This window comes from Deltaproteobacteria bacterium, assembly GCA_016875225.1.
Classification (GTDB): domain Bacteria; phylum Myxococcota_A; class UBA9160; order SZUA-336; family SZUA-336; genus VGRW01.
In genome coordinates this window covers 1-15,584 of the sequence record VGRW01000013.1, presented here as the reverse complement: position 1 = coordinate 15,584, position 15,584 = coordinate 1, and the positions used below count along the sequence as shown (strand labels likewise).

The window sequence follows — 15,584 nt, the reverse complement described above, 5'->3', positions numbered from 1 at the left end:
GTTACTGCAGGCGAGACCGGCCAGTACCGCGCGCCCTTTCCCGAGCTCTAAAGGTGCGTGTCGCTGGCGGCTTCGGGCTGATACTCGATCGCCAGCACGCGCAGCCGCCGGGTGCGTCCGTCGGGGATGGGCCATTCGATCGTCGCACCTACCGCCAGGCCGAGCAGAGCGGTTCCAACGGGCGCGAGGATGGAGATGCGACCCTGCTCGGCGTCCGCGTGGCGCGGGAACACCAAGCTGATCTCGCTCGCGAAGTCGAGACGCGACACGCGGATGGGCGGGAGGGGAGCGGGTGTGGGGGGGGGGCGAGGCGTCCTCGGGACGATCGAGCCGCTCCCCCCGCGCGCGTCAAGCCGTCGGGTCGCTTCGCGGGGCCGAGCCGCCGCGGTGGCGCTCAGCGCCGCCTGACTCGGCTCCGACTCCGCCGCGGTGTGCGCGCGTCGGCGCTCGGGCGCACGACCAGCCCGCGCAGGATGATGTCGGCGAGCTCCTTCACCGTCGTTCGCGAGGAGGCGCGCGACGCGCCGGCGGCTTCGCGGCGTGCGAACTCGCGGCCGAGGCCGCCGAGCAGGTGCGCGACCGAGGCGGTGTCGCACGCGGCGATCTGGCCTTCGGCGACGGCGCGGTCGAGCAGGCACTGCAGGACGGCGGCGACGTAGCGCTCGTGCGCGTCGAGCATGCGCTGGCCGCCGGGCAGGTCGGCGAACTCGCGCGAGAGCGCGTTGCGCTCCGGGTCGATCGCCTCGCTCACCGCGCGCATGTAGGCGAGCAGCGCGTCCATCGGCGGGAGCGACGGGTCGAGCGACGCGATCGCGCGCCGGCCGATCCCGTGCAGGCGCCGGTCGACGACGGCGAGCACGAGCTCCTCTTTGCTCTGCGCGATTCCGTACAGCGTGCGCAGCGAACAGTTCGTGCGCGTGGCGATCTCCGCCATGGTGAGCTCGGCGAGCCCGCCGCTCACGACCAGATCGTCGAGCGCGTCGAGCAGCTCGAGCTGGCGCGGCGTGAGTCTGCGCTCGACCTCGGGGTCGAGAAGCGGCTTGGGCGGGCGCAGACCCGGAAGCGGGATCTGCGCCAGCCGCTCGGGTCGCGCGCCCATCAAGACAGCAGCGCCTCCGGCAGATCGACCACGCGCGCGCGGAGCCATTCACCCAGGCTCTTGGCCTGCGGGTCCTGCCGCGTCGACGCCGCGACGCCCTCCTCGAGCAGCCCGTGGATCACGAAGTTCAGCGAGCGGATCGCGGGCAGGCGATGGCGCTCGACCGGAAGCTCCGCGACTTCCGGCAGAAGCGCGCGCAGCTTCTCGGTGGTCAGGTTCTCGTCGAGCCACGTCCACGCGGCGTCGCTGCGCGCGAACACGCCGAGATTCGCGTTGCTGCCCTTGTCGCCGGAGCGGCTGCCGAAGACGCGGCCGAGCGGAGCGCGCACCGTGCGACCGACGGGAATCTGCGCCTTGGGGCCTTCGCGACCCTCGACGCGGACCGTCGCGCCCGGGATCACCGACGACACGGTGTGCGTCGAGCCGCCGAGAATCACCACTTCCTGGTTCGCGGCCGCGGCGGGAATCATCGCCGGCTCGTACACGCCGAACGGGTGGCCCTCGCCGGGCCCGCCGCCCACGCCGAAGAATCCCGGAATGGTGGCGAGCGCCGTCTCCATCAGCGCGTTCGAGAACGCGCGCCCGACTTTGTTCGGGTCCGGATCCTTCACGCTGATGCGCAGCATGGCCACGGCCTGCTCGTTCGTCTCCGGGTCCGGCTTGTCGGTGCGCACCACGCGCGTAGTCACCTGCGCGAAGTCACTCGGCCGGTACGGGCAGGCGGTCCAGAACGCCTCCTCGACCAGCCGCGCCTTCGCCTCGACGTCGAGCCCGACCAGACACACGTTCAGGTCGTTGCGGAAGCCGCCCGCGCGGTTCAGGCAGACCTTCAGCGTCGGCGGGGGCGGCTCGCCCTTCGTGCCGTGGATGCGCACGCGGTCGCGCGCGACCTGGTCGAGCAGGATCGTGTCGAAGCGCGTGGTGACGTCGGGGCCCAGGTAGCGCGGGCCGCCGATCTCGTACAGGAGCTGCGAGGTCACGGTGCCGATCGAAACCTCGCCGCCGGTGCCGTCGTGCTTGCCGATCAGCGACGAGCCGTCGGCGGCCACTTCTGCCCAGGGAAAGCCCGCGCGCTCCAGGCCCGGAACCTCGGTGAAGAACGAGTAGTTGCCGCCGGTCGCCTGCGTGCTGCACTCGATCACGTGGCCGGCCACCACGCCGCCGGCGAGCGCGTCCCAGTCGGTGCGCGACCAGCCGTGGTGCCAGGCCGCGGGCCCGCAGACCAGCGCGGCGTCGGTGATGCGGCCGGTGATCACGATGTCCGCGCCGCGCTGCAGCGCGTCGACGATGCCCCAGCAGCCGAAGTAGGCGTTGGCGGTGAGGAAGCGCGCCTCCTTGATCGGCTCGCCGGTCTCGAAATTGCGCAGCTGGTCGGCGGCGATCAGCTCCTGGATGCGCGGCATCAGGTCGTCGCCGCGCACGAAGGCGATCTTGGGGTGAAGCCCCAGCTTCTTCGCGACCTCGGCCACCGCATCGGCGCAGCCCTCGGGATCGAGGCCGCCGGCGTTCGACACCACTTTGATTCCCTTGTCGAGGCAGGTGCCCATCACCTGCTCCATCTGCTTCACGAACGTGTACGCGTAGCCGCCGCCGGGGCGCTTCGCGCGCGTGCGCGCCAGGATCAGCATGGTGAGCTCGGCGAGCCAGTCGCCGGTCAGCACGTGGATGGGTCCGCCCTCGACCATCTCGCGCGCGGCCGACAGCCGGTCGCCGAAGAAGCCCGAGCAGTTCGCGATGCGGATCGGCTCTGCCATCACTTGCCTCCCGGTTCGTCGCGATTCGGCTCGACCACGAGCAGCACCGCGCCGCTCACCACCTGGTCGCCGACGGCGACGCGCACCTCGGCGACGACGCCGTCCTCGGTCGCCGTCATCGGGTGCTCCATCTTCATCGCCTCGAGCACGAGCAGCGTCTGGCCGGCGCGAACCGCGTCGCCCGCGCGCACGCGCACGTCGATCACACGGCCGGGCATGCGCGCGGCGAAGCCGCCCTGCGCGTCGGCGCGGCCCGGCACCACGAAGCGCGGCTCGACCAGCAGCTCCATGTCGCCGCGCGGCCCGTGCACCACCAGCCGCTCGCCCGCGCGCGTGACACGCGCACGTGTACGGCGGCCGTCGATCTCGACGTCGATCGCATCCGGCTCCCAGGCGTGGATCCGCGCGAGCCCGCGCTCGCCGCCCGCCTCGATCTCGAAGCTCCCGTCGCGAAGCGACCGGTACGCCACGCGAAGCTCCGCGCCGCCGCTCCCGAACACGACGTTCTGCCGCGGCATTCGCGCGTTGCGCCAGCCGGACGGGATGCCCGCCAGCACCGGCGCATTGGCGCGGTTCTCGCCCTGGATCCAGAGCGCCGCGCACTGCGCCGCGCGCGCGAGCTCGTCGGCGGGAAGCTCGAGCCGCCGCGGGGGCCGGACGCGCTCGATGAAGTCGGTGGTCGTGTCGCCGGCCAGGAACTCCGGCGTGCGAAGCGTGGCGACCAGGAAGTCGCGGTTGGTGACGACGCCGCCGATGTGCAGGCGTTCGAGCGCGAGCGCGAGCCTTCCTGCGGCCTCGGTCCGGGTCGGTCCGAACGCGATCACCTTCGCGAGCATCGGGTCGAAGTCGGTGCCGATCACCGAGCCGCGCACGACGCCCGAGTCCCAGCGCACCACCGGCGCCGGAGCGGGATCGAACGCGACAAGCCGGCCCGTCTCGGGCAGGAAGTCGTTGGCGGGGTTCTCGGCGTAGAGGCGCGCCTCGATCGCGGCGCCGTTGAACGAGATCGAGCTCTGCGCGTAGCCGAGCGGCTCGCCCGCCGCGATGCGCAGCTGCTCGCGCACCAGGTCGAGCCCGGTCACGAGCTCGGTCACCGGGTGCTCCACCTGCAGGCGCGTGTTCACCTCCAGGAAGAAGAACTCGCCGGTCTCGTCGTCGAGCAGGAACTCGACCGTGCCCGCCGACTGGTAGTGCAGCGCGCCCGCGATGCGAAGCGCCGCCTGGCCCATCAGCTCGCGCAGCTCCGCGCCGACGCGCGGCGAGGGCGACTCCTCGAGGATCTTCTGGTGCCGGCGCTGGATCGAGCACTCGCGCTCGCCCAGGTGCACCACGTTTCCGTGCGAGTCACCCAGGATCTGGATCTCGACGTGGCGCGCGCGCCGCACGTAGCGCTCGAGGAACACGCGGTCGTCGGCGAAGCCACTCTTCGCCTCGCGCTTCGCGGCCGCGACGGATTCCTCGAGCTTCTCCGGCGACTCGACCACGCGCATGCCCTTGCCGCCGCCGCCCGCGGCCGCCTTCACCAGCAGCGGGTAGCCGACGCGCGCGGCGTCGCGCACGTCCTTCGAGCCCGGCAGCGTCGGCACGCCGACCTCTTCGGCGAGCTCCTTCGCCGCGAGCTTGTCGCCCATGCGCCGGATCGCCTCGGGCGACGGCCCGACGAAGACCAGCCCCGCCGCGGCGACGTCCGCCGCGAAGCCCGCGTTCTCGGACAGGAAGCCGTAGCCGGGGTGGATCGCGCCCGCGCCGCTCGCGCGCGCGGCGTCGAGGATCGCCTTGCCGTCCAGGTACGAGCCCGGCAGCCGCACGGCGAGGTCGGCCTCTCGAACGAAGGGCGCGTCCGCGTCGGCCGCGGTGTACACCGCGACGCAGCGGATCCCCATGTCGTGCGCGCTGCGGATCACGCGCCGCGCGATCTCGCCCCGATTCGCGATCAGAAGCGTCGTGAAGCTCACAGTCGGAACACTCCGTAGCCGGCGGCGCCCTCGACGGGCGCGTTGCGAACGGCCGAGAGGCAGATACCGAGCACCGTGCGCGTGTCGCGCGGGTCGATGATTCCGTCGTCGCTGATCGCGCCCGACGCCTCGAGCGCGACCGAGCCGCGATCCTGCGCGGCTTCGACCGCGGCCACGATCTTCGCGTCGGCCTCTTCGTCGAAGGGCTCGCCTTTGCGCGCGGCCTGGCCGCGGCGCACGATCGACATGACGCCGGCGATCTGCTTGCCGCCCATCACGGCGATCTTGGCGCTGGGCCAGATGAACGTGAAGCGGTTGTTGAACGCGCGGCCCGACATGGCGTAGGTGCCGGCGCCGTAGGAGTTGCCGAAGATCAGCGTGATGTGCGGCACCGTCGAGTTGGTGACCGCGTTGATCATCTGCGAGCCCTTCTTGATGATCCCCGCGCGCTCGAAGTCGCGCCCGACCACGAAGCCGGTCAGGTTCTGCAGGAACAAGAGCGGCGTGTCGATCTGATTGCAGAGCTGCACGAAGTGCGCGGCCTTCTCGGCGGACTGCGGGTCGAGCACGCCGTTGTTGCCGAGGATTCCGACCGGGTAGCCGTGCACGCTCGCCCAGCCGCAGACCAGCGTGCTGCCGTAGCGCGGCTTGAACTCCTCGAAGCGCGAGCCGTCGACGACGCGGCCGATCAGGTCGCGCACGTCGACCGGCCTTCGCAGGTCCGGGCTCACCAGGCCCAGCAGCTCCTCGGGGTCGAGCAGCGGCGGGTCGGCGCGAAGACTTGGCGGCGGGCCGGGCTTGCGCCAGTTCAGGTGCGACACCACCTCGCGACACAGCCGCAGCGCGTCGCGCTCGTCCTCGGCGAAGTACTCGGCCAGGCCGGAGACCTCCGCGTGCATCTGCGCGCCGCCCAGCGACTCGTCGTCGCTCTCCTCGCCGGTCGCCATCTTCACCAGCGGCGGGCCGGCCAGGAAGATCTTCGACTGCTCCTTGATCACGATGTTGTAGTCCGACATTCCCGGCTGGTACGCGCCGCCCGCCGTCGACGATCCGAACACCACGCACACCGTCGGGATCTCGAGCTTGGACAGCTCGATCATCTCGTAGAAGAAGCGGCCGGTCTCGGCGAAGTGGTCGACGCGCGCGCCGGCCGCGGTGCTGCCGCTGTCGTCCTTGCTGCGCGTGGCGCTCTGCATGCGCAGGTCGGCGCCGGCCGACTCGACGAAGCTCACGTACGGCATGCGGTTCTCGCGCGAGATCTCGAGCGCGCGCATCCACTTCTTCGAGACGTACGGCGTGAGCGCGCCGCCGAGCACGGTCGGGTCGTTGGCGAAGATCACGCACTCCACGCCCGCGATGATCCCGATCCCGAGCACCGCGCCGCCGCCGATCGTGTACGAGGAGTTGTACGCGGCAAGCGGGCTGATCTCGAGGAACGGGCTGTCGGGATCGAGCGCAAGCGCTATGCGCTCGCGCACCGGGAGCTTGCCGCGCTTGGCCAGACGCTCGTGGTGGTACGCGCCGCCGCCGGCTTCGGCCTCGTCGAGCAGGAGGTCGATCTCAGCCAGCTTCGCGAGCATCGCGGCGCGGTTCTCGGCGTAGGACTCCGAGCGCGGGTCGAGGGTCGATCGCAGGGGCGGCGCGAGTAAGGTGGGCAGCGGCATGGTCGCTCCGGGTTCGTTGCGAATTGACGAACACTTAACACGCGGGGTAACGTGAGGCAATCCGAATTACCCGTGCCGGCGGGAGTGCCCCCAGTTGAGCGACATCCTCCTCGAACGCGGTCCGAACGGCGTCGCCACCCTGACGCTGAATCGCCCGCAGCGGAAGAACGCGTTCGGGCCGGGAATGTGGGACGAGCTGCGGCGCCTGCTGCACGAGGTCTCGACGAACCCCAGCGATCGCGTGCTGGTGATCACGGGCGCGGGCGGCGCGTTCTGCGCGGGCGCGGACCTGGGCGGGGTGGCGGCTTCGAACGCGCAGGCGCACCCGCTTCACGCGATGGTCCCGGTGAACGCCGCCGCGATCGCGCTGCACGAGCTCGGCAAGCCGACGATCGCGAAGGTGAACGGCGACGCGGTCGGCGCGGGCATGAACCTGGCGCTCGGCTGCGATCTGGTCGTGGCCGGCGAGAGCGCGCGCTTCTCCGAGATCTTCGCCCGCCGCGGGCTCTCGCTCGACTTCGGCGGCAGCTGGCTCCTGCCGCGCCTGGTCGGCATGCACAAGGCGAAGGAGCTGGCGTTCTTCGCCGACATCCTCTCCGCGCGCGAGGCCGAGCGCATGGGCCTTGTGAACCGCGTCGTGCCCGACGCCGAGCTCGACGCCTTCGTGGCGGACTGGGCCGAGCGGCTCTCGGCCAGCGCGCCGCTCGCGCTGCAGCTCTCGAAGAGGCTGCTCTCGAACTCGTTCGGGATCGGGCTCTCGGAGGCGCTCGACGCCGAGGCCGCCGCGCAGAGCGTGAACCTGGTGAGCGAGGACACGAAGGAGGGCGTGCGCGCCTTCCTCGAGAAGCGCAAGCCCACATTCCGCGGCCGCTAGGCGCGCCAGGAGGATCGTCGATGGACCCGGTTCGGATCACGGTCGATCGCGGCATCATGACCGCGACGCTGGTCGACCAGGAGTCCCGAAACGCGCTGGGCAGCGCGCTGATCCGCGGCCTGCTCGACGCGATCGCCGCGGTGAACGCCGACCCCGCGCTCCGCGCGCTCGTGATCACCAACGAGGGCCCGAGCTTCTGCGCCGGCGCCAACCTGAAGGAGCGCGGCGCGAGCGCCACCGCGAGCGCGAGCGGCGGCGGCTTCGACGATCTGCTCGCGGCGATCCAGACCTCGCCGCGGCCGATCATCGGCCGCATCGCCGGGCACGTGATGGGCGGCGGAAACGGCCTGGCCGCCGCGCTCGACATCTCGATCGCGGCGGAAGACGTGAAGTTCGGCTTCACCGAGGTCCGGCTCGGCGTCGCCCCCGCGATCATCTCGGTGGTCTGCCTGCCCAAGATGCGCCGCGCCGACGCGCTCGAGGCGTTCATGCGCGGCAACCGCTTCCCCGCCGCGCGCGCCGCGGAGCTCGGCCTGATCAACCGCGCGGTGCCGCGCGAGTCGCTCGACGCGGCCGTCGGCGAGGTGCTCGAAGACCTGCGGCTCGGCGGGCCGGAAGCGATCGGCGTCGCCAAAAGTCTGGTCTACCAGGTGCCCAAGCTCGACGCCGCCGAGGCGATGCGCTGGGCCACCAAGCTCTCGGCCGGTCTCTTCGCCGGGGCCGAGGCCGCCGAGGGTGTGAAAGCGTTCCGCGAGAAGCGCGCGCCGAGCTGGGCCGCTGCACCGAAGACCGACGGATCGAAGGGAGCCGCGATGCTGCAAGAGAGCCTGGACCTGATCGCCGAAGCCGACGAGCTGCACGCATTTCTGCGTACGCTCGCGCCAGCGGACTGGTCGCGCCCCACGCCGTTCCTGGGCTGGACGCCGTGGGACGTCGTCGCGCACCTGCACTTCTTCGACAAGGTCTCGATGCTCGCGCTGACCGACCCGGAGGCGTTCGCCACGGAGCGTAATCGGCTGATCGAGTCGATGAAGGCCGGCGGCTCGAACGCCGAGCACACGCGGCGCTCGCTGGGCGACCTGTCCCCGCAGGAGCTGCTCACGCGCTGGCACCAGACCTGCCACGCCATGGCGCGCGAGCTCGGCCAGTCCGACCCCAAGCGCCGGCTGCCCTGGTTCGGCCCCGACATGGGCGTGCGCATGTTCACCACCGCGCGCTTCATGGAGACCTGGGCGCACGGCCAGGACGTGTACGACCTGCTGCACGTGCAGCGCACGTACAACGACCGCATCAAGCACATCGCCGAGATCGGCATGAAGACCTTCGGCTGGACCTTCGCCAACCGCGGCCTGCCCGTGCCCGGCGCGCCGCCGCGGGTGCGGCTGGTCGCGCCGTCGGGGGCGATCTGGGAGTGGAACGCCGAGAACGCGAGCGACAGCGTGACCGGAACCGCCGTAGACTTCTGCCACGTGGTGACGCAGGGCCGGAACATCGCCGACACCGCGCTTGGGGTGGTGGGCGACGTGGCCGCGCGCTGGATGGCGATCGCGCAGTGCTTCGCCGGCGGCCCCGCCGATCCCCCCAAGCCCGGAGCGCGCGCGTGGCGCTGACACAAGAAGGAGCCAGACGAAAATGAGAACGAAGCTTGCCGCGGAGCTCGGACTGGAGTTCCCCATCTTTGCCTTCACCCACTGCCGCGACGTGGTCGCGGCGGTCAGCAACGCCGGCGGTCTGGGCGTGGGGGGCGTGGCCGGGCGCTCGATCGACGAGCTCGCGATCGAGCTCGACTGGATCGAGAAGCACGTCGGCGACAAGCCCTACGGCGTCGACCTGCTGCTGCCGGTGAAGTTCGTCGGCAGCGACAAGGGCGGGCTCGACATCAAGAACATGGACGCGCTGATCCCCGCGGCGCACCGCGCGTTCCTGGAGCAGCTGCTCGAGAAGTATGGCGTGCCGCCGCTCCCGCCCGGCGATTCGGTGCACGGCGAGCTCGGCGTCGGCTTCGAGAAGCAGCGCGACGTGCTCGACCTGTGCTTCTCGCGCCGCATCAGTGTGATCGCGAGCGCGCTCGGCCCGCCGCCGCAGTACATGATCGAGCAGGCGCGCGCCAAGGGCGTGAAGGTGGCGGCGCTCGCCGGCACGGTCGAGCACGCGACGCGGCACGTCGAGGCCGGCGTCGACATCGTGGTGGCGCAGGGCTACGAGGCCGGCGGCCACACGGGCGAGATCTCGACCATGGTGCTGGTGCCCGAGGTCGTCGACGCGGTCGCGCCGGTGCCGGTGCTCGCCGCGGGCGGCATCGCCAACGGCCGGCAGGTGACCGCGGCGCTCGCGCTCGGCGCGCAGGGCGTCTGGACCGGCTCGGTCTGGCTCACCACCGAAGAGGCCGAGACGCACCCGGTCGTGAAGGAGAAGTTCCTGCGCGCGTCCTCGCGCGACACGGTCCGCTCGCGCTCCGTCACCGGCAAGCCCGCGCGGCAGCTCCGCACCGCCTGGACCGACGCCTGGGACGACCCCGCGAACCCGACCCCGCCGCTGCCCATGCCGCTGCAGCCGCGGCTGGTGCGCGAGGCGCAGGCGCGAATCGCGCGCACCGCGCACAAGTCGCCCGGCGCCGAGCAGCTGATCAACTACTTCGTGGGCCAGGTCGTGGGTCAGATGAAGCACATCCGCCCCGCGCGGCGCGTGATCGAAGAGATGGCGCAGGAGTACGCCGACACCATGGAGCGGCTCGACTCCTGGGCCGAGGGCAAGACCGACTGAAGACGCGGCTCGCCGTGAAGGTCGTTCCCGGCTCGTCGCGGAGCTGCCTGGCGGGCTGGCTCGGCGACACGCTGAAGCTGCGCGTCGCCGCGCCGCCCGAGCGCGGCAAGGCCAACGCCGCGGTCGAGGCGCTGCTCGACGAAGCGCTATCGCTTCCGAGCGGCTCCGCGCGCGTGGTCGCGGGGCAGTCGTCGCCGCGAAAGACCGTCGAGGTCTCGGGGCTCACCGACGCGGAGGTCCGCGAGCGGCTTTCCGCCGCGCAGACACAGAACGGAGGAGGACGCCGATGAACCGAAACGCGCTTCTCGCGCTCGCGCTCGTCTTCACGGTCACGGCCGCAGCGCGCTTCACCGCGGCCGAGCCCGCGCTCGCGCCCACCCAGGCGCTCTCGCCGGAGCTTCGCGCGGCCTTCATCGCCGAGATGCAGCACCTGGACCACGGCCTGCAGGCGGCCGTCTCGGCGCTCGCCCGCGCCGACTGGCCCCAGCTCGAGAAGATCGCAGGCGAGATCCGCGGCTCGTTCATCCTGGAGCAGAAGCTCACGCCCGAGCAGCTCGCCGAGCTGCACCGCGTGCTGCCCGAGCCGTTCCTCGCGCTCGACCGCCAGTTCCACGCCCAGGCCGAGCAGCTCGCGTTCGCCGCCCGGGCCCGCAACGGCGAGCTCGCCGCGTTCCGCGCCTACAAGCTCACCGACGGCTGTGTCTCGTGTCACTCGCAGTACGCGCGACACCGCTTCCAGGCGGTGACTCCCCCGCCAGACGCACACCGCCACTAGATCCGCCCAAACCCCGCCCATGACCCGCCGCCGGATCCTCGCATTCGTCGCGATCGCGTTCGGCCTGCTCACCGTCGTCCAGGGCGGCCGCGTGCTGGCCGGCGCCGATCCCGGCTACGTCGTGTTCCGCCCGCTGCTCGTCTTCAACTTCGCGATGGGCTTCGCCTACGTGGCGGCGGGCGTCGCCGCTCTGCGCAGCGCCGCGCTCGGCAGGCGCGCGGCGGGGGCGATCTTCGCAGTGAACCTGCTCGTGCTCGTCGCGATCGCCGTGCTCCACGCCGCAGGAGCGGCCGTCGCCGTCGAGAGCCTGGGGGCGATGAGCCTCCGGACCGCCGTCTGGCTGGGGTTATACTTGGCACAGGGTCGCGAGGCGGTGGCGTAAAGGTCGCCAGAATCGGCGAATCGCCACCGGCCATCGCATCCGAGCTGACCTCCGCCGGCCGCGCCTCACCGTGACTGAAATCTCCTTGACACTCGCTTGCTCACTCGGCTGTCATGTCTGCGAGCCGACGGAGGCACGAGTGTCGAAGCGAATTGCGCTGCTTCTGGATCTCGAGATCGAGTACTCCGCGGCGATCGGTGGGTGGTGCGCGCGCAGCTCGATCGCGGTCGTCGAATCGCGCGTGGAGGCCGCGCCTGTCCTGGATCGACACGAGCTCTGCCTCGTGGTGATCGGCCTGACCGGGGATCTCGAGACGGCCTATGAGCGCGTTCGCACGGTCATGAAGGCGAACCGCGGCGTGCCCACGGTCGTGCTCGCGCGGGGCATGGGCGGAGAGCTCGGCTTCCGCCTCGCCCGGCTCGGGATCTACGAAGTCATCGATCTTCCGGCGCGGGCCCTGGACGTCGTCGCGAGGCTCTCCGTCCACACGAGCCGCGCGCAGCAGCCGACGGCCATGGCCGCGCTGATCGGTGACAGCGCGGGCATGCAGGAGCTGCGGCAGAGGGTGCGCGAGGCCGCGTCCGTGGACTCCAAGGTCCTGCTGCAGGGAGAGACCGGCACTGGAAAGGGGCTCGTCGCGAGGCTCGTGCACCAGCTCTCGTCGCGGCGCGCCGAGCCGTTCGTCCACGTCGACTGCGCGGCACTGTCCCCGACGCTGATCGAGAGCGAGCTCTTCGGGCACGAGAAGCACTCGTTTACCGGAGCCGGAAACCTGCGACGCGGTCGGTTCGAGGCCGCCGGCGTGGGAACCATCTTTCTCGACGAGATCGGTGACCTCGATGCGGCGCTGCAGTCGAAGCTGCTGCGCGTGCTCGAGGACCGCGTCTTCGAGCGCGTCGGCGGGACTCAGTCACTGCCGATGACCGCGCGCGTGATCGCGGCCACCTGTCACGACCTGGGCCGGCTTGTCGCGCAGGGCAGGTTCCGCCCCGATCTCTACTTCCGCCTCAACGTGATCGAAATTCCGGTGCCACCACTTCGCGAGCGCCTCGACGATCTGCCGGGGCTGGCACGAGCGGCGGTCGATCGCGTCTCCGAAAATCTTGGAATCGCACCCGCGGAGATTGGCGACTCCTTCCTGGCACCTCTTCGCGACCACCATTGGCCCGGCAACGTTCGCGAGCTCTTCAACGTCGTCGAGCGGATCCTCGTGCGCGGCAGGTCGGGGCCGCTGGAAGCGGACGAGCTCGAGGGACTGCTGGCGGCGCCGATCGCGTTGGAGCCGGCTCCCGAGCCCGGCTCCGAGCTTCGGACGGCTGCATCCCCGCCGGACCTCACGCCGAGCGAACGCGCGGACGCGCGCAGGCTCGCCGAGGCCCTGCGCGCGACCGGGGGAAACATCTCGCGGGCCTCGCGCCGGCTCACGATGCCCCGCGGAACCATCCGCCACCGGATCCACAAGTACGGATTGGAGCACCTGGTTCAGAAGGACTAGCGGATTCGAGCGTCAACGGATTCCGCGAAGCCGAGGTATAGTGCGATCGTCGTGAACCGGATCGCCGCGCTGAGGAGCTGGCTCGGGGAGCGGTGGCTTCGCATCGTCGTCGCCGCGCCCGCACTCCTGCTCGCAGCGTGCCGAACCACTCTCAGCTGAGGGAGCGTTCGTCCGGCGGCGCACGCCGTCACTCGGGACCGACGACCTCGTCAGACGCCGTCCGATAGGCAGAGAGCGCTGGAAGCGCCGCTCCGAGCACCGAGGCGATGACCGCGCCGGCAATCAGTGCTGGAAGCTCGGCCGCGGTCCAGCGCTGCTCGAGAATCCAGCCGAACGACTCGCGCAGGATGTCAGCGGCCGGCTCCGCGCAGGCGAATCCCAACGCGACTCCGAGACCCGCACCGGCTGCGCCCAGTGCGAACGCGTCTACGAGGACGACCTCGACGAGCTGTCGCGGCTCGGCTCCAGCCGCGCGAAGAACCGCGAGATCGCGACGCCGTTCGCTCACGATCCCGGTGAGCAGAACCATCACGCCGATCGCGCCGAGGGCCGCCATGAACGCACCGAGAGCCTGCAGTGTCGAGGAGAACACCTGCGTCAACCTGCGATTCACCGCGACGATGTCGCGGCCGCTCGCGAAGTACAGATCCTGAAGGCCTGCTGCCCTGCGGCGGATCGCGTCGACGACAGACTCCGATGGTGAATCGGTCCAAGCGACCGCGATCGAGGCACCGGGTCGCTTCCAATGGCGGTCGAACGCGGCGATGTCCAGCAGGATGGATCCGGTGGTCTCCCCGAAGTCTTCGTAGAGCCCGGCAATCTCGAACCGTTGCACCCCGTGTGAGGTGTCGAGCTCGATGGAGTCCCCCGTGCCGAGGCCGAACGCTTTCACGAATCCTGGGGACACCGCGACCGCGCCGTTGCTCAGGTCCGCGGCCAGATCCGCAGACCGGCGATCGATGCCGGGAATGTGTCCATGCCTGGCTACGACACTCATCGTCATAGCGACCAGCGGCACCTCCTGGCCCCGGAACAGGATCGTCGCGTCACCCTTGTACTGCTCGCTCACCGCGACGACACCGGGCGTCGCCCGAATCGCCGCGATCGATTCGGAAGAGAGGAAGTCGCCGCCGATCGGGTCGGACAGGGAGAACGGAAGCACCAGGATCGGATCGCCCGGAAAGCGGGACTCGGCCCAGCGCTCGAACGCCGAGCGGACGGTCGCGATGAGCAGGAACACGGTGAGCAGGGTGCCGACCAGAGAGGCGATCGCGGTGAGGGAGATCGCGAACGTCCACGGCCGCATGCGGAACAGGCGGGTCGTCAGGTGCCCGACGGCGGGTCGGTAGAGCTGGAGGGGCCGGAGCGCGAAGCGCAGCAAGCCGAGTCCGTGCGGAGCGAGCGCGAGGATCGCGAGGATGCCCGAGAAGAGCAGCGCGCCCAGGCGCACCATCGCCGAGCCGGCGGCGATCCCGCTGCCCGAGGCGAAGAGCAGCGCGAACGCGGTGAGCGCCAGCATGGCCACCCAGATGCGCACGGACCGTCCACGGCCTCGGGCGGGTTCCCGATCCAGCGAATCGAGGCTGAAACGGCTTGCGGCCCTGCGAGCGGGCAGTGCGCCGCCCGTGATTCCCGCGCCCAGCCCGACGAAGCTCGCGATCCACAGCGTCGTGGGCGCCAGCGATACCCCCTCGAACCTCTCGATCGCGACGACTTCGAGGAACTCGGAGAGCGTCGCGAGCAGTGGCGGCGAGACAGCGACACCGCCGGCGATCCCGAGCGCGGTCCCGATCACCGCGAGCAGAGTGACCTCGGCGAGGATCATCCGCTCGACTCGCCGCGCCTCCATTCCCACCGCGCGCAGCGTCGCGAGCTGACGCCTCTGCCGCTCCACCCATTGCGCGGTCGTCGCATAGGTGAGGAGGCAGGCGACCAGCGCCGCTGCTCCCGAGAGAATCAGCGCCGCCTTCTTCACCATGCCCAGCAGATCCTCGGCGACACGCGACCGGGCGGATGACCTCTGCACCGTCGCTCGCCCCGACAGCTTCGCGCCGAGCGCCGAGATCAGGGCCGGGACGTCCTGCGCCGGCTCGGGAACGATGTCGATCCGGTCGAGCATCCCCGCTCTGCCGCCGAGAATCTGCGCGGCGTACACATCCATGACCGCGACCTGCCCGCTGAACGCGGCCGCGATCCCGGTCGGGCGAAGGACACCCTGCACGCTGAGGCTTGCATCGCGGCCGTTCGCGCGCACGGGAATCTCGACGGCTCGGCCCTCGCGATAGTCGTCTCCCAGATCGAGGCGATCGAGCAGCGCTTCGGTCACGACGACCGAGCTCGGGCCGGCCAGCAGCCTGAGTGGATCTCGTATCTCGAGCCCGTGTCTCTCGATCACCGTCTTTCGGACGACCTCTTCCGCGAGCAGATCCACCCCGATCACGTTCAGCGCGAAGTCGCGATCGGCGATCCGCAGCTTCACCGAGACGAGCGGCGATGCCGCGCGCACACCCGGCGTGGCTCGCGCGACCTCTAGGATCTCCTCCGCCAGGCCGACGTCACCCGCAACGATCTCGATCTTCGCGGCTCCCGTGATCGACTCCGCCGTCGTGTCGAGGTGCTTCTGGGCACTCCGGGAGCTCATCTCGAGCCCCGTGGCGAGAGTCACGCTGACCGCGATCGCGATCACCGCAAGCGGCGCGAGCCGTCCCTCGGGGCTGCGCAGCCTGCGCACGAACAGCAGCAGCCAGAGCGGAGTGTTGCGGCGGCGCTCGGGCACGCGCTAGGTCCCGCTTCCGGGTCGCAGCAGCAGATCCTGCTCGAAAA

At 70.9% G+C, this 15,584-nt stretch carries 13 protein-coding genes; 7 read left to right on the top strand and 6 right to left on the bottom strand.

Annotation, left to right across the window (positions count from 1 at the left end):
* Window positions 1-47: 47 nt before the first annotated feature.
* Genes FJ108_05315 through FJ108_05295 form a run of 5 tightly spaced genes read right to left on the bottom strand, consistent with a single transcriptional unit; the run spans window position 48 to window position 6,472 of the window.
* A complete protein-coding gene (locus FJ108_05315; protein ID MBM4335322.1) occupies window positions 48-398 on the bottom strand; it encodes a nucleoside diphosphate kinase regulator in 351 nt (116 codons plus the stop codon).
* Window positions 395-1,147, bottom strand: a complete 753-nt coding sequence (locus tag FJ108_05310) for a TetR/AcrR family transcriptional regulator (protein ID MBM4335321.1) — start codon at window positions 1,145-1,147, stop codon at window positions 395-397. Before FJ108_05310 ends, FJ108_05315 begins: the two co-directional genes overlap by 4 nt.
* The gene (locus FJ108_05305) at window positions 1,099-2,853 is read right to left on the bottom strand and encodes a DUF1446 domain-containing protein (GenBank protein MBM4335320.1); all 1,755 of its coding nucleotides are present in this window, start codon (window positions 2,851-2,853) and stop codon (window positions 1,099-1,101) included. The genes FJ108_05310 and FJ108_05305 overlap by 49 nt, the downstream gene beginning before the upstream one ends.
* Window positions 2,853-4,808: an ATP-grasp domain-containing protein gene (locus FJ108_05300; GenBank protein MBM4335319.1), complete on the bottom strand. Its 1,956-nt coding sequence runs from the start codon at window positions 4,806-4,808 to the stop codon at window positions 2,853-2,855. Before FJ108_05300 ends, FJ108_05305 begins: the two co-directional genes overlap by 1 nt.
* Entirely contained in the window at window positions 4,805-6,472 is a 1,668-nt protein-coding gene (locus FJ108_05295) for an acyl-CoA carboxylase subunit beta (protein ID MBM4335318.1), read from the bottom strand. Before FJ108_05295 ends, FJ108_05300 begins: the two co-directional genes overlap by 4 nt.
* 94 nt (window positions 6,473-6,566) lie before the next feature.
* Here FJ108_05295 and FJ108_05290 point away from each other — a divergent pair, with 94 nt between their 5' ends.
* The 7 genes from FJ108_05290 (at window position 6,567) to FJ108_05260 (ending at window position 12,761) form a co-directional block, all read left to right on the top strand.
* Window positions 6,567-7,346, top strand: a complete 780-nt coding sequence (locus tag FJ108_05290) for an enoyl-CoA hydratase (GenBank protein ID MBM4335317.1) — start codon at window positions 6,567-6,569, stop codon at window positions 7,344-7,346.
* Between the two features lie 20 nt (window positions 7,347-7,366).
* The gene (locus FJ108_05285; protein ID MBM4335316.1) at window positions 7,367-8,956 is read left to right on the top strand and encodes a TIGR03084 family protein; all 1,590 of its coding nucleotides are present in this window, start codon (window positions 7,367-7,369) and stop codon (window positions 8,954-8,956) included.
* Window positions 8,957-8,978: 22 nt separating this feature from the next.
* Window positions 8,979-10,109, top strand: a complete 1,131-nt coding sequence (locus FJ108_05280; protein ID MBM4335315.1) for a nitronate monooxygenase — start codon at window positions 8,979-8,981, stop codon at window positions 10,107-10,109.
* A complete protein-coding gene (locus FJ108_05275; protein MBM4335314.1) occupies window positions 10,106-10,399 on the top strand; it encodes a DUF167 domain-containing protein in 294 nt (97 codons plus the stop codon). The genes FJ108_05280 and FJ108_05275 overlap by 4 nt, the downstream gene beginning before the upstream one ends.
* Window positions 10,396-10,884 (top strand): hypothetical protein, encoded by a 489-nt coding sequence (locus FJ108_05270; GenBank protein MBM4335313.1) that lies wholly within the window; start codon window positions 10,396-10,398, stop codon window positions 10,882-10,884. Before FJ108_05275 ends, FJ108_05270 begins: the two co-directional genes overlap by 4 nt.
* Window positions 10,885-10,903: 19 nt before the next feature.
* Window positions 10,904-11,266: a hypothetical protein gene (locus tag FJ108_05265; protein ID MBM4335312.1), complete on the top strand. Its 363-nt coding sequence runs from the start codon at window positions 10,904-10,906 to the stop codon at window positions 11,264-11,266.
* Window positions 11,267-11,405: 139 nt separating this feature from the next.
* A complete protein-coding gene (locus tag FJ108_05260) occupies window positions 11,406-12,761 on the top strand; it encodes a sigma-54-dependent Fis family transcriptional regulator (GenBank protein MBM4335311.1) in 1,356 nt (451 codons plus the stop codon).
* A 187-nt stretch (window positions 12,762-12,948) separates the two neighbouring features.
* Here the strand turns inward: FJ108_05260 and FJ108_05255 are convergent, their stop codons facing one another.
* Window positions 12,949-15,537 (bottom strand): FtsX-like permease family protein, encoded by a 2,589-nt coding sequence (locus tag FJ108_05255; protein ID MBM4335310.1) that lies wholly within the window; start codon window positions 15,535-15,537, stop codon window positions 12,949-12,951.
* Window positions 15,538-15,584 lie beyond the last annotated feature (47 nt).

Coding starts and splice junctions, on each gene's coding strand:
- FJ108_05310 (MBM4335321.1), bottom strand. CDS start 1,147: ATGGCTCCGCGCGCGCGTGGTCGATCTGCCGGAGGCGCTGCTGTCTTG.
- FJ108_05305 (MBM4335320.1), bottom strand. CDS start 2,853: ATGGCAGAGCCGATCCGCATCGCGAACTGCTCGGGCTTCTTCGGCGAC.
- FJ108_05295 (MBM4335318.1), bottom strand. CDS start 6,472: ATGCCGCTGCCCACCTTACTCGCGCCGCCCCTGCGATCGACCCTCGAC.
- FJ108_05285 (MBM4335316.1), top strand. CDS start 7,367: ATGGACCCGGTTCGGATCACGGTCGATCGCGGCATCATGACCGCGACG.
- FJ108_05280 (MBM4335315.1), top strand. CDS start 8,979: ATGAGAACGAAGCTTGCCGCGGAGCTCGGACTGGAGTTCCCCATCTTT.
- FJ108_05270 (MBM4335313.1), top strand. CDS start 10,396: ATGAACCGAAACGCGCTTCTCGCGCTCGCGCTCGTCTTCACGGTCACG.
- FJ108_05265 (MBM4335312.1), top strand. CDS start 10,904: ATGACCCGCCGCCGGATCCTCGCATTCGTCGCGATCGCGTTCGGCCTG.